Here is a 14,910-nt window from a genome sequence, read left to right on the forward strand (position 1 = left end):
ACGCCTCTAGTAAATGTTCTTCTATTGTTTTGTTTCCTGGAACAGGAATGATTGAAGGGTTTTTTTGATGGATATAGCCCATATTAAGCACCTGGAAATTTTAAAGAAAACTTATGTTTAAGAAGGTCTTCCGTATATGTCCATAAATTCCTTCTTGCCGTTTTATCATAAGAAACGGGAGAACTTTTTGATTCTTTCTTTTTTACAAAATACTTTCCTGAGGTAGAAGAAAGACTTGGATCTGTTGCAAGGAAAATCGAAGTTTCAGCACCCTTGTCTTCTGAAATTGCAAAAATGTTCTGTGCAATGGTTAAAAGAATTTTGGCTAAACCTTCATTGTTTTGGCCAAACTTTGTTTTCACAAAACCAGGGTGTAAACAATTTACTGTAATCTTTGTTTGGTTCAATCTCTCTGCTAGTTCATAACTAAAATAAATATTCATCAATTTAGATCTTTGGTATTGTTTCCAACCAGAGTATTGATTTTCCGCTAAAAGGTCTTTGAAGTCCAATTCCACACCTTCGTGCGCTCTTGAAGCAACATTGATAATACGACCTTGCTCTGCTGCCTTTAACGAAGGCAATAAACCGAGTGACAAAATAAAATAATTTAAATGGTTTAAAGCAAATGTTGATTCTAATCCTTCGTTTGTGACAGTTCGTTTATCAAAGTAGGCACCAGCATTATTCAATAGAACATCAATTTTTGGATGGTTGTTGCGAATGATTTCTGCTAAAGCAAACGTATCTTTGACAAGGGAAAGATCCGTAACATAGGAATGTACGGTTATTCCATGAACTTGCAAACTATAAGCCAAAGCTGAAAGTTTATCTTTGTTCCTTCCTACTAATATCAATTCATGTTTGGATTTTGCAAAAGAATGGGCACAGACTCTTCCGATTCCATCAGTAGCTCCAGTTACTAAAATGACTTGGCTCATACAAATACTTCCTCTTTTTGTTTTTTTGGCAGACTAAATTGAAATAAAGAACCGTTTACACCATCACTATCACCTGTTAACGTTCCTCCATTCACTGATACAAACTCGGAACACAATAACAATCCAATCCCGTTCCCGGTTTCTCCTTGCGTTCCAACCGATTTAATCACTTCCCCGGCTTTAAATAATTTATTCATTGTAGATTTAGACATCCCAACACCAAAATCTTTTACAGAAACTAACCAGTGTAACCCAGTATCAATGGCTTGGATTTCAATTTTGCTATTTTGGTGGCTAAATTTAAGGGCATTGGAAATTAAATTTCTCATGACAGTAATGATCATCCTGTCATCACAGTACACCATAGCATGATTCGGAATATTTAATTCAAATTGAATCCCTTTGTTTTTTGCATTTAAGGCAAACAATTCAATACATTCCAATACAATAGCATCTAACCGGTAGTAATTGGGACGAAACTCTTCTTGGCCTCTTTGTAGTTTAGACCATTCCAGTAAGTTTTCTAATAATGAAAAAACAGATTCCGTTGCATCAACAAGTGATTGGGTCATTCCAGCCAATGCATCCTCTTTTTTTTTCATATCTTCATTTAAAACTTTGAGTAACATTTTGATCCCAGCGAGGGGACCACGTAAATCGTGGGAAATAATGGATAAAAAACGATCTTTTGTTGCATTGGCCAAAAGAAGTTCACGATTCACATTTGCCATTTGTTTTTCTAAATTACGTTGTTCTGTAATGTCTCGAAATACTAAAACCATCCCAATTTTTTTACGATTGGCATCTCGTACTTGTTTTGCGGTAACTTCCCAGTATTTTTGATTTTTTTCCCAAATCCATTTTGTAATGGTCCGTTTTTCAGACAAAAGATCCAATTTGGAAATCAACTCGGGAGTATTTTGGAAAAAAATTTGATGAGGCAACAAGGCAACATTTTTGGTTTTAATCGAAAATAAATTTTCTGCGGTACTATTCCAATCCACAACCCTATGATTAAAATCTAAAATTACTACCGCTTCATCCAATTCGTCTACAATTTCACCTCTCACGAGAGGAACCAAATCGAACATCCGGTAATATCCAATCGCAAAGAAAATAAGTATCACTTGGATTGTGCTCATAACGGAAGTTACATTAAGTCCAGGCAGTGGCCTAATTCCTATTTTGTGCAAAATGGCTGTAACCCATATGAAGAGATAAGAAATTAATATCAATAAATACCGATTTCTCTCTGTCTGATTTGATTTGATAATTCCACGTAATAACAAAATCGCGACAAAGATTGACCAAAAAAACGAAATGAAATAGGATACAATGAAACCACCAACATTCGTTTCTTGGATCCATTGAATTCTACCGTTGATATTGATTAGGTAAGTATCTAATGTTAATGTTTTGAAAATCGGATCCAAAACACAAACAGCCAAAGTTAAAAGTGGTTGGACTGATAACAATACCCAAAATCGTTTGGTTAACAAATGCCTATTGTTTGTAAACTCAATGGATACAAGGACCATCCCCATATTCGCAATCGCAACACCCATATATAAAATACTAATGAATGTTCTATGTAGGCTTGTGCTTATATAAATGAAATCAATTGCATAGAATCCGGTCCAAACCATGGATCCAAAAACTAAAATCAATAAATATTTAACTAAGTTGAGTCGGAAGGATTTGATGACAAATAGCCCCAATCCAAGATTGAAGCTAAATGCTAGAAGTAAAAGTACGCTATATGGATGGAATTGCCACAAACTAAGTCTCGTCGCTGCTTAACATTTCGCAGTTACCATCGAAAATAACACCATCAGCGATTTGTAATTTTGCAGTTCGAATGTTGCCTTGGACCTTGCCAGTGGATAACATTTCTAATCTTTGAGTTGCCGTTACATTACCAATGATCGTTCCACCAACAACAACGGTTCCTGCTTTGATGTTTGCTTTGACTCTAGCGCCTTCACTGATTACCAAATATCCATCTGATATAATTTCACCAGTGAAATCTCCTGAGATTTGAAGTGGTTTTTTAAACGCTAAGGTTCCACTAAAGGCAGTTTCTTTTCCAAGGATGGTGGCGATTACACCATGTTCTGTGATAGTTGGTTGCATTTCTTTTTTTGACATAGTCCCTATTTAGTTTTCATGTTGTATACCCCGTCCCAGTCTTCTGGAGGGGGATCTGCGATGTAATCATCACAACGTTCAATATAAAGTTTGGACGGGCCGTCTTCTGGATGGATTGCCAATGCTTTTTTGAATTCTTCTTTTGCTTCTGCAAATTTACGCGATTTGTACAATGTAAGGCCTTGGTTGTAATGGACCAAAACTGACTTCATTTTATCACTAACGATCATTGGAGCTCCTTATAGAATACGACCACAGCAGTAGAATAGTGGTCCGCATGGCTTATGGACACTGAACTACCTTTAAATCCTTTCTCTCGGAAAAACTTCTCAGTTTTCCCATGGATGACTAGCGTTTTTTTCCCGAAATTGGTGCCAGCAAGTTCAATCTCGCGCATATCAGCAACTTCCCCAGGTTCCAAATTCAGAGCCTTGATGACAGCTTCTTTGCAGGCAAATCGACCCGCTAAAAATGGAACGGGGTCTTTGTGTTTATGGCAATATTCCACTTCGTCATCCGTGAAAACTCGTTTCAAAAACCTGTCGCCATGTTTTTGTAATAAATCTCGAATTCGTTCATTTTCGACGATGTCGTTCCCGACTGATATCATATCTGAATTTATTTACGCCGAAGTTCTGTGAGTCGAGCAAATAATCGGTTGTTTTCCTTGTGGTAAGGTCTCCGTAGTTTAACTCGTTCTGAATAGTCAAAAGCGGCACTGTAGTCACCATTCGCAAACAAGGCCTCTGCGATATAAAATAGTGTCAAACTATCCGAAGGATTTTTTTGTACATAAGAAACTGCAAACTGAAGTGGGAAAGCTTTGACACGATGTTCCGTATACAAATAGATTTTTTGAAAGGACAATGGTGCAGAAGTGATGTCCGAAAAATGTGACGAAATCATTTTTTCAACTTCAACCCATTGTTTTTGTTTGTATAAAGTTAGTGCTCTTAAATATACAATGTGTTTTGGATGGGATTTGGGGATGATGATCTCAGACCCAATTCCTGTATATTCCACTCGGATCAGGGAAAGATCATCGATGAGATCTCCATGTTTTTTGATTGCATCTCGAATTAAATTTAAATCACCCATTCCTTCTAATGATGTTTTTAAAAACAATTCATCATCTTCATTCACTTCCATTTCTTCTTCGGATCCAATCAAAATATCATCTCGCCCGTCAGATCCTATTAAAAGGACATCACCTTTTTCCATTTGGAAGGTATTAATTTGTAAATTTTTTTTGGAAGCAAGTAACCCTAACTTCGCACAAACGTAGTTATGTGGAAGAAAAAATGTTTTTCCATCTCGATAGATGACAGGCCTTGGATGTTCAGCGTTTAAAAAATAAAAAAATCCAGTTTCATCATCGATCAAACAAAGGAACATCGATATCAACATCGAACCATCAAATGTAACCAATGTATTATGCAATTCAGAATAAGCATTACTCACCCATTTTTCTGGTGTGATATCTCTCACCTCTTCTGATTGTCCATTCCGTTTGATGATGGCCTCAAAAACGGAACCAATCACAAGCGCTCCACTTGCTCCTTGCATGGATTTACCCATGGCATCACCATTCAACACTACAATGTATTTTTTATTTTGTAACTGAATGGAAGATGATACACATAAATCTCCACCAATTTCGGAGTTCCAATGTTTATATGTGAATTTCTTTTTTTGTTCTGTAAGGAACTGGATATTCATGTTGGATGAGATTGCATGATTTTGTGTGAGTGGCTCTATGAGTAATGATGCTAAAAAATAATCACCATCCTGTTGTTCTTTTAGCCCTTTCACTTCCGCAAGAGCTGAATTCAACTCTTTGGTTCGTTCATCAACTTTTTGTTCCAAATTACTATACAATAAAGAGTTTTCGATGGAAACAGCAATTTGGGATGATAATATTTTGAGAATTTCGACTCTACCTGGTGTAAATGCATCGGTAGTCAAATTGTTTTCCAAATAAACAATTCCGACAACTGTTCCATGACTAAAAATAGGGTAACATAATAATGACTTAGGACAAAAAGATTTCACATAAGGATCGTTTTTAAACTCACCTTCTTTTGCTGCATCTCCACAAATCACTACAACTCCAGTTCTTACCACATAACTAATGATTTGCGAAGGAATCTTCCCTTGGTTAATGGATGCAATTGGTTGCGTAAAATCCAATTCAAACGGTGATTCCGAATAAACAGAAACTGTTTCTGTTTCTAAATTTGATTCCGCGATCACCTGCCATTTGGATTCCAAATTGAGAATGAAATATCCTCGTTCTGCTCCTGCATTCTCTAAAATGATTTTCATCATTTTTTCTAATAATCGATTGAGTTGGATTTCTCCGGATATGGTTTGTGATGCCTTGATGACAGTATTGATGTCAAGAGTTGATCCTACGTCACCAAAAATGTCTTTTGTAGTACTAAACAGAGATAGGTTATCTGTGGAATCCGTTCTAAAATTCCGACCAATGTATTTTTTGAGAGAGATATGATTGGCTTCTAATTGTTTGACTTTAGCAATAAAACCATACTTTCCATATCGGTAGTGTGCTTCTACAAGGTGTAAATTGCTATACTGATCGAATCCAGTTTCTTTCCACATCCGTACCAAAATTTCATTTGCAATCGCCTCTTCCAATATATAACCAGACTCTCTAGCAGATGTGATGGCCGCCTTACACGTGACAACGGCTTCTGACTTGCTGTTGTTTAAGTAAAGTTGGATTGCGGAAATGATTTCAAATTTGTGTCCAAAATTATCTGGCGAACTTTTAGCCCATACTTTCAAACGATTTGAAAATGTTTTTAATCTTTTTTCTAATCGTTTTTTTGAATATGAATTCGGTTGTATTTGATTGTTCAATAATTCATACACAACCAAGGCTCCAAAAAAAACATGTTCGGGTACAAACATCATCCCAAACATAGCACCTTCCAAGGAATCTAGTTTGATGGAAGCTTCAAATGCCTTTTCAATATCTCCTAAAAAGTATTGTAACCGGAGTGTACACAAATAATAATCGAATAATGCATTGGCATTACCCGTGACTTGCCATTCTTTTACTATCTCAGATTCCGAAAAATACCTACCATCTAAACTCAATGGATTTGCAGATTCACTCCGCATATTTTCTACCATTTGCATATTCAATCGATGAACTTGGTATGCGTGGTGTTGTCGAAGACTCAAAAGAGAAGAATCATAACGAAGTTGGCTTTTATACAAATCGTCTAAATTTTCCCGATACAACAATCCTTGGAAATGTATATTATTTAAAGAATAGGAAGCATATTGTAAATCACCCGTTTCCATTCCTGCAAGAAAACTATCCCAAAATATCGCTTTACCTTCCTTTGCGTGTTTTTTCCAAGGAGAGATCATACAAGCATACATAAATAGAGTTCTACATTTGAATGTTGTTGCATTTAATACATCAATTAACTTAACACCTAACGAACCAAAATTTAATCCTAATTCATAATTCCCTAAACCGGAACCTTGGATAATTCCCATGGCACAAAATCCAAAGGCACTATGCTCACATAATCCATGAACCAAACTGTAATTTACCATTTTTAAAACAATCACAGGGAACAAATTTGGTTCTGCTAAAAAAGATGGTGCAATACATGCGTTCAATAATCGCATGATAGCCAAATACTTAAGGTCAGTTGCAATCGGTAAATGTTCCAATTCCTCAATTGATCTGCGCCCTATCTTTAACTTAAATTTAAAGATTTCTCGTAAAGGAGAAAGGGTAGTTGCATTTTTTGGTAACCTAACACCTAAAAGTCGCAAGGCTTGCTTTAGTGTAACAAGGACCTCTTTCATTTTATTTTGAGTGACAAGCATCGAAGATTGTAACTCATACACCAAAATTTTATCTAAATCAGTTCTAACATGTTTTAAAATGTAGTTAAAACTTGTTTCAGCAGTTTCGAAATTTTTAGATAAATAAGCAGATCTTGCATGTGCCAAATGGAGGCGTAATGTATTTTCATACTGAGTATTCCACTCAGAATCATCCATTTGTCGAACCATACGTTCAAAAAAACTAAAAGCCGCATCATAAGCAGATGAGTTTAATGCTTTAAAACCTGCTTTTTCATTTAATGTTCTGAGTTGAACCAACTCTTGGTCAACTTTGATTTCGGAAGCTCCCAAATTGAGTTGGTTAACAATCGTAAACAGATGGTCTTCAAGTTTGTATTTATAAAGAATAGATAAGTATGTTTTTCCAATTTTGTAATGTAATTTGGATTTTTCTTCAGGAGAAATGATTTTATAAATTGCCTCACGTATTTTATCATGAGTGAAATTTGCATCTTCCAATCCAAGAATCAAAAATTCTTCGTTCGCCAATGCTACTAAATCGAGCGAAGCCAAGTGAAACGGTCGTTCTGCAATCGTTGCATAAATATCATGCCGAAACCAGTTCCCGATACAAGCGGTTAATTTTAAAGTCTCAATCAGATTGGCAGGTAATGAGTTGATTTTATCAACAATCAAATCGATCACATTTTCTGAAATGTTGACGGTATTGATTTTTTCTTTATCCCAAACCCATCGATTTTCAGAAAAACGAATATAGGACCTTTCATAGAGATTTTTAAACATCTCGTTCACATGAAAAGGATTTCCTTTTGTTTTTTTCCAAATGATTTCGGCGATGTTTGCAATTTCGGTTTCAGGCAATGACAAAGTTTCGGAAACTAATACTGAGATATCTTTTTCACTGAGAGGTTCTAATTTAATTTCAGTGATTGCGGTTTTTGATTCTCTTAGCTCTTCCAAAAGTCGAAAAAATGGATCTGTTGGATAAACTTCATTATCCCGGTAAGATAAAATAATAAAAAAATATGATATTTCTGGGTCCGTGATCACTTCCTTCAAAAGTAGGATGCTTGAGGAATCAGCCCATTGCAAATCATCCAAAAACATAACAACCGGATGTTCCTTCGTACAAATCGTACGCAAAAACTTTCTAAACACGATATGAAATCGATTTTCTGTTTCTTGGGTATCCAGTTCAGGAGGTTGTGTCACCTCACCTAAAAGTTGAGACAATTCTGGGACAACATCCACAATTAACTTTGCATTTGCGCCAAGTGTTTCGATTAAAGTTTTTTTCCAATTTGTAACAGCAGTTTCATTTTCAGCTAATAGTTGTTTTACCAAACTTTGTAATGCCAAGTTGATAGCACGGTAAGGAATTGACTTTTTGTATAAATCATATTTCCCTGAAGTAAAATAGGCTCTTTCGATAGTGACAGGTTTTTGAATTTCATTGATAAGAGCAGACTTTCCAATTCCAGATCGACCTGAAATTAAAAACGTTTCAATTTTTCCTTCAGTTGAATTTAAAAACTTTTCTTGGAAAGTTTGTAACTGAGACTCCCTTCCATATAATTTTTTTGGAATCTGGAAACGTGATGATTTATCATTTTTTGCAAGTTCCATCTGGAACGTGTCCAATTCCTCTTTTCCACTTTCCAAAAATATAGATTGAATTGTAATAAGGTCGGATAATAATCCTGATGCAGTTTGGTAACGATCTTCTGGATTTTTTTCCAAAAGTTTCATAATCAAGTCAGATATGATTTTAGGAGCCATACTCCTTTCTTTTGGAGGCAAAGGAGTCCGAGCTAAATGTGCATGTACCATCTCCAAACTATCGGTATACAAAAATGGTAATTCACCGGTGATGAGTTGGTATAACGTAACACCTAACGAATAAAAGTCGGTTCGGTAATCCACAGTTCGGTTCATACGACCTGTTTGTTCAGGTGAAATGTGCGCGAGTGTACCGGTTAAATTTTGGTTTAATGGTAGATAAAAACTTCTATGTGTAAGAAGGGTCGCCGACCCAAAATCAATAATTTTGATTTTGCCAGATTCTGGTTGGTAAATCACATTTTGTGCTTTGATATCGTTGTGAACGATTTTGGCTTTATGGATGTCAACAAGCGCTTTACAAATTTCGATCGAGATACTTAAAAAACTCTGCAAACTCCCATACTTACCACTCAATTGGAGTTTGGCGAGATCGGTATAATTTACATAAGGAAAAACAATAGCTACTGTATTTTGATATGATTCAAAACTTATCGGTTTTAAAGTATAAGTGGAATCTAAAGATTTTAATATTTCGTATTCGTTCTTAAATCTTGTGATCTCATGGTTGTCTGGATAATCCCGGTTTAATAATTTCACCACAATCGGATTTTCTTTTTCATCAGATCCGATGTATACAGAACTTCTTTTACCTAAATGAAGTTCTTTTGTGACGTTATATTTTCCGATCTTAAACAAATGAAATCCTTATTTAGCCGTTTTCCCGCCGTCAACAGGAATCACTGCACCTGTAATAAAAGCAGCACCTTCACCGCATAACCAAACACATGTTTTTGCGACTTCTTCAGGAGTTGCCATCCTTCCCAGTGCATACGATTTCATTCTTTCCTTTTTTACTTCTTCAGGATTTGGAACATTTGCATAAAAAACATCATCCATATCTGTTTGAATTCCACCCGGGCAAAGTGCAATCACTCGAATTCCATTTGATCCATATTCCAATGCAGCTGATTTCGTAAGCCCTATGATCCCATGTTTTGTCATGGAGTAAGGACCTGCTTTTTCTTTTCCTCGAAGTCCTAAAGCAGAAGAAACGTTGATGATAGCACCACCATTCCCTTGTTTTAAAAATTGTTTTAATTCAAATTGCATCGAAAGAAAAGTTCCTTTTAAATTTACATCCATTACAGAATCAAAAATATCTAATGGATATTCTGCTGTGGTTTTTAGAACACCTGAGATGCCTGCATTGTTTACAGCGACATCTATTTTTCCATACTCTCCCACAACTGCTTCAACAAAATTACGAACCGCTTCCGATTGTGTGACATCACATTTAATAAAGAGTCCCTTACCACCTTGTTTTTGAAGAAGGGAAAGTGTATCTTCTCCCTCTTGTTTACGGCGTCCACAAAACCCTACCACATAACCTGCGTTAGCAAATTCCAAAACGATAGATCGCCCTAATCCCGATGTTCCTCCAGTGACTATTGCTACTTTATTCTCTTTCATTGGATTTCCCTATCTTCTATCAATCGACCATAACGATTGATGGCTTCCTTCACATTTGCTTTGTCCAAATCCGAAATTTCATCAAATCGGAATCCGGCGAAGAAGGTATCCTCATTATTATCGTCTTCTTTTATCCATAATAAAGTACAAGTTCCATGTACGAAACCAACAATATCAAAATGCATAAAAAATTCTAAACGTTGCGCTGCAAAAATACTGCCCGGATGAGCCCCTGAGCAGCGCACCATAAACCCAGAATTGGATATATTTTCTATGGTTGAAACGATGTTCCGGCCATTTTCACGTATGGAGATATTATTCTTAAACCGATCCAAAATTCGAAATCTGGGATCAATTTCATAAATTTCTTCCTGAGTACTCTTGAGGCGTTTGTACACTTTGAGAGGGAGGATACTTGCTGCCATTTCGATCCGAGTGATTTCTTGGTTTTCTTGGTATGCAGTGATTTCTAATTTTGAGTAGTTCCAATACCCTGCTTTGCTGAATTTCACTTCTTTCGCTTTTGCTCGGAGTTTAATTGGCATATTCATTTTTGCGTACTGCAAAAACTCAGAGTTTAGGTATAATAATAAAAAAGTAACATCTTCAAATGGAACTTTCCCATACATATGATTGCATGCGATTCCAAATTGTCTGGAAGCTTCCACAATTTGCATTCCAGAAATATGTTTTAAGTTGGGAGGTGAATAATACTTATGATTCGGAGGGATGTACAAATTGGCAAAAAATGTATCCTTTTTTGGTATCTCAGGAAAACGTTCAAAGATTGCTGAGATCATAGATTTTTCCACATTGCCAATATAATAATCTCTACGTTTGATCATTTGCAATATGCGGATTTCGTCTGCCTCTGTCACTGCATCCTTTAAAACAAATTGTTCGATCTCTTCATCATAATGATAGAACTGACTTAAAAATTCTCTACCAGCAATACCAATATTGGCTTCACTTAAAATTCGTTCCGCAGATTCTTTGCGTATTCGATATGGTATGGTTTTAAGTTGGAAATAATTTCCAGTCGTGTCGTTTCTCTCTCGGTAGTATTGGAGGAGAAAGTCTTTGTCTTTTTGATTTAGGTTCGATAATACAGAATGATTAAAAACATCAGCCTCAATCATTCTAGGCAATGCCCTTCTGATATTGGCAACAAAACTATCGTCTTGAAAATATGTTCTTGTGAATCGTTTATCGAGAGGTAAACTTTCGGGGATCTCTTCTTTTTCGGAAACCTTCATTTTGTATCAACCAGGAATCTACTCTAGGATTAGTCCGTAGATTCCAATGGGATACATTTCAGTGCAAGTAATTTAACATCGATTTGACAAAATTAAGCCAATTTCACCTAACAACCGTTACTGAGCATGGTGCATAATGCACAACACGATCGGAGACACTTCCCATGATGAATCGGCCTAAGATTCCGTGGCCGCGGCTACCAATCACAATCAAATCTGCTTTTTCTTTTTCGGCCAATTTGCATATTTCTTCAGCAGGATAACCTTCCAATACAACTCGGTTCCACTTCACAGATGTCTCATCTAAGATAGGGTGGATTTTTTCGAATCTTTGCTCAGAGATCCATTTCACTCGGTCTTTTCCAGGTGGCGCTGCATCATAGTAACCTGGTAAAGGTCCAAAATCTTCGATGACTTCTACAACGTAACAAACGGCATTACTGGCTTTGGCAATTGCGAGCCCAAATTCTAAAGCTTTGGCAGAACTGGGGGAACCATCAATAGGGATGATGAGTTTTTGAATCAATTTTTCCATGTATCGATTCTACCATATCCGAAACAGATGGGAAAGTGAATTTCCTTTGATAATTATCAAACGAATCCTATTGCGGTTCTCCTTCTGTGCTGGTAAATGAAAACAAATCAACTTTTTGTTCCAAGTGAAGTTAAGGGTTCGATTTAAGTAGTCCTTTATTTCTTTCGACCATCGTCTTCTTTTGTGAGGTAATATGCCACAAGGATGGGTATGGTTGTCACAAGGATCACAAATACTGCAACCACATTTGTCACAGGCCTTTGTCTTGGTCGAATGAACTCTGTTAACATCCAAATTGGAACCGTAGATTGTTGGCCCGCCGTAAATGTTGTGACAATCACTTCATCGAACGACAAAGCAAAAGACAACATTCCACCAGCTAACAATGCTGTGGCGATATTTGGCAAAATGACAAAACGAAATGTTTGCCAAGGATTGGCTCCCAAATCCATAGAAGCTTCCACCATGGAATGGGAACTCCTTCGTAACCTAGCAAGGACGTTATTGTAAACGGTTACAATACAAAAAGTAGCGTGTGCAATTACGATGGTCCATGTGCTAAAAGGAATTCCGAATAATGACATGGCCGAGCGAAGTGAAATCCCTGTCACAATCCCTGGAAGGGCAATCGGTAAAATGACGAGAAAGGAAATGATTTCTTTTCCAAAAAATTGACTTCTGTATACAGCAAGACAGGCAAGTGTCCCAAGAAAAATAGCGATGAAGGTCGATACCAATGCAACCTGTGAAGACAATATGATTGCTTCCCAAATATCATTCCTTTCCAAAGCCACACCAAACCATTTGGTTGTAAAACCTGGTAGTGGGAATTGGAACGTTTTTTCGTCAGTCGAAAACGCATACATGATGATGATCAGGATGGGAATGTGGATGAATAAAAATCCGAGTAATGTCGCCGTTTTTAATCCAATTGATCCTAAGTTCCATTTAGAGTGCATCGAAAGCTCCTAATCGTTTCGCAATCGACAGATATACCATCATGATGATGATGGGAACTACTGAAAATGCTGCGGCAAGTGGAATGTTTCCTGCTGTACCTTGGTGGGTGTAAACAGCCATTCCGATAAAATAACTCGAGTTTCCTATGATGGTAGGAATGATATAATCACCAAGTGTTAGGGAAAATGTAAAAATCGAACCTGCCACAACACCAGGGAAAGCCAAAGGTAATATCACCTTACGAAAGGTTTGCGATGGCCCCCCACCTAAATCGGAAGATGCTTCCAATAGGGATTTTGGAATCCTTTCCAATGATGCCTGAATTGGTAAAATCATATAAGGAAGCCAAATGTATACGAAAACAAGAAACATCCCAATGTAAGAAAAGGACAAGGAACTCCCACCAATCACAGGAATTGCTAGGATGACATCCAACACATGCAAAAGTCCGAGTCTTTCCAAACACCAAGTGAGGATTCCTTCTTTTGCCATGATCAATTTCCAAGAATACACTTTGACTAGGTAACTGGACCAAAGTGGTAACATCACACCTAAATACAAAATAGGCTTTAACTTAGGGCCTGCGTTCATCGCCATATAATAGGCAATGGGAAAGGCAATGATTGCACTGACAACAGTGACTGTAAATGCCATCGTCGTTGTGCGGATGATGATATCCCAGTTTGTGCTTTGGCGGAATAAATCGTAATAAGATTCGAATGTAAACTCACGTTTGATCACCCCTGAAAAGGAGTCAATGGAGAAAAAACTTTGGATGAGTAACGTAAACAAAGAACCTAAATAAACCACACCAAGCCAAATCAGAAGTGGTGCCAATAGCAAAAAAAGCGCTAAACTTTTTCTGTAAAACAAAAAGGTAAAAAACTTATCAAAGGTACTGGTCATAGGGATTCCCTTATAACAAGTGTACGTCGGAATCTTTCCAACCTACAAGAACTTCTGATCCAACGGCAATATGATCTTCTGAAATTTTTAAATTTTGAGTGGATGCAATGATACGAGAACCATTTGGTGTTTCGAAATGCATTTTGGAAGTTGCACCTGAATACACTTGGCTTTTCAAAATGGCTTTGAAGGTTCTATATCCTGTGGAATGGTTGTCTTCTTTGGCATTGGCGAATACATGTACCCTTTCTGGACGAACCATTAGTTTGCCATCACGACCAGTAAGGCGTTTGGTTTCTTCAGTGCTTAAAATATTGGAAGTTCCAACAAAATTGGCGACAAACTCTGTTTTGGGCCGGTTGTACAATTCTTCTGGCGTTGCAATTTGTTCTACCTTTCCTTTATTAAACACCGCAATACGATCGGACATCGATAAGGCTTCTTCTTGGTCATGGGTTACAAAAATAAATGTGATCCCTACTTCTTTTTGGATGGCCTTAAGTTCGAGTTGCATTTCTTCCCTAAGTTTTAAATCAAGTGCACCCAATGGCTCATCTAACAGAAGAACGCCGGGACGGTTAATAAGAGCCCTTGCAAGAGCAATCCTTTGCCTTTGCCCACCTGACAATTCTGATGGTTTTCTGTTCCCCACATCAGGGAGTCGAACCATTGAAAGCATTTCAGAAACACGTTTGTCGATCTCATGTTTCGAATGTTTTTTTATTTTTAATCCATAACCCACGTTTTCTGCAACAGACATATGAGGGAATAAGGCATAATCTTGGAATACTGTGTTTACATTTCTTTTGTAAGGAGGAATGCCCGTGACATCAACTCCTTCCAAAAGAACCCTTCCTGAACTTGTATCTTGGAAACCTGCTACCATACGGAGGCAGGTAGTTTTACCAGACCCGGAAGGGCCTAACATCGAAAAGAACTCACCTTTTTTTATCCCAAAGGAGACATCATCCACCGCTATAAATTGGTCGAATTTCCTTATAACATTTTGAAATTCAACATCGTAAATTTGGTCCATTCAATCTCCTTTAGAACTCTT

12 protein-coding genes are annotated in these 14,910 nt (G+C 37.0%); all 12 read right to left on the reverse strand.

Translation table 11 applies throughout. From position 1 onward, the window contains the following. Positions 1–83: 83 nt before the first annotated feature. Complete coding sequence (locus LEP1GSC202_RS09980) at positions 84–941, reverse strand: SDR family NAD(P)-dependent oxidoreductase (RefSeq protein ID WP_015677761.1); 858 nt, start codon at positions 939–941, stop codon at positions 84–86. Beyond that, on the reverse strand, positions 938–2,719 hold the full coding sequence (locus LEP1GSC202_RS09985; RefSeq protein ID WP_015677640.1) for a sensor histidine kinase: 1,782 nt from the start codon (positions 2,717–2,719) through the stop codon (positions 938–940). Before LEP1GSC202_RS09985 ends, LEP1GSC202_RS09980 begins: the two co-directional genes overlap by 4 nt. A 1-nt stretch (position 2,720) precedes the next feature. After that, positions 2,721–3,089, reverse strand: coding sequence for a bactofilin family protein (locus tag LEP1GSC202_RS09990; RefSeq protein ID WP_015677744.1), 369 nt, complete (start codon positions 3,087–3,089; stop codon positions 2,721–2,723). A 5-nt stretch (positions 3,090–3,094) separates the two neighbouring features. Then, entirely contained in the window at positions 3,095–3,316 is a 222-nt protein-coding gene (locus LEP1GSC202_RS09995; protein WP_039928826.1) for a tetratricopeptide repeat protein, read from the reverse strand. Further along, the gene (gene acpS, locus LEP1GSC202_RS10000) at positions 3,316–3,699 is read right to left on the reverse strand and encodes a holo-ACP synthase (RefSeq protein WP_015677722.1); all 384 of its coding nucleotides are present in this window, start codon (positions 3,697–3,699) and stop codon (positions 3,316–3,318) included. Before acpS ends, LEP1GSC202_RS09995 begins: the two co-directional genes overlap by 1 nt. An 8-nt stretch (positions 3,700–3,707) precedes the next feature. Then, a complete protein-coding gene (locus tag LEP1GSC202_RS10005) occupies positions 3,708–9,422 on the reverse strand; it encodes a protein kinase domain-containing protein (RefSeq protein ID WP_015677794.1) in 5,715 nt (1,904 codons plus the stop codon). Positions 9,423–9,431: 9 nt separating this feature from the next. Then, on the reverse strand, positions 9,432–10,196 hold the full coding sequence (locus tag LEP1GSC202_RS10010; RefSeq protein ID WP_015677685.1) for an SDR family NAD(P)-dependent oxidoreductase: 765 nt from the start codon (positions 10,194–10,196) through the stop codon (positions 9,432–9,434). Continuing rightward, positions 10,193–11,452, reverse strand: a complete 1,260-nt coding sequence (locus LEP1GSC202_RS10015; protein ID WP_015677807.1) for an AfsA-related hotdog domain-containing protein — start codon at positions 11,450–11,452, stop codon at positions 10,193–10,195. Before LEP1GSC202_RS10015 ends, LEP1GSC202_RS10010 begins: the two co-directional genes overlap by 4 nt. Before the next feature lie 103 nt (positions 11,453–11,555). After that, positions 11,556–11,987 (reverse strand): universal stress protein, encoded by a 432-nt coding sequence (locus LEP1GSC202_RS10020; RefSeq protein WP_015677724.1) that lies wholly within the window; start codon positions 11,985–11,987, stop codon positions 11,556–11,558. A 155-nt stretch (positions 11,988–12,142) separates the two neighbouring features. Next, positions 12,143–12,946, reverse strand: a complete 804-nt coding sequence (locus tag LEP1GSC202_RS10025) for an ABC transporter permease (RefSeq protein ID WP_015677671.1) — start codon at positions 12,944–12,946, stop codon at positions 12,143–12,145. Then, positions 12,936–13,853, reverse strand: coding sequence for an ABC transporter permease (locus LEP1GSC202_RS10030; protein WP_015677812.1), 918 nt, complete (start codon positions 13,851–13,853; stop codon positions 12,936–12,938). Before LEP1GSC202_RS10030 ends, LEP1GSC202_RS10025 begins: the two co-directional genes overlap by 11 nt. Positions 13,854–13,863: 10 nt before the next feature. Beyond that, the gene (locus LEP1GSC202_RS10035) at positions 13,864–14,889 is read right to left on the reverse strand and encodes an ABC transporter ATP-binding protein (RefSeq protein ID WP_015677657.1); all 1,026 of its coding nucleotides are present in this window, start codon (positions 14,887–14,889) and stop codon (positions 13,864–13,866) included. Positions 14,890–14,910 lie beyond the last annotated feature (21 nt).

Origin of the sequence: Leptospira yanagawae serovar Saopaulo str. Sao Paulo = ATCC 700523 (genome assembly GCF_000332475.2) — a bacterium.
Lineage (GTDB): Bacteria > Spirochaetota > Leptospiria > Leptospirales > Leptospiraceae > Leptospira_A > Leptospira_A yanagawae.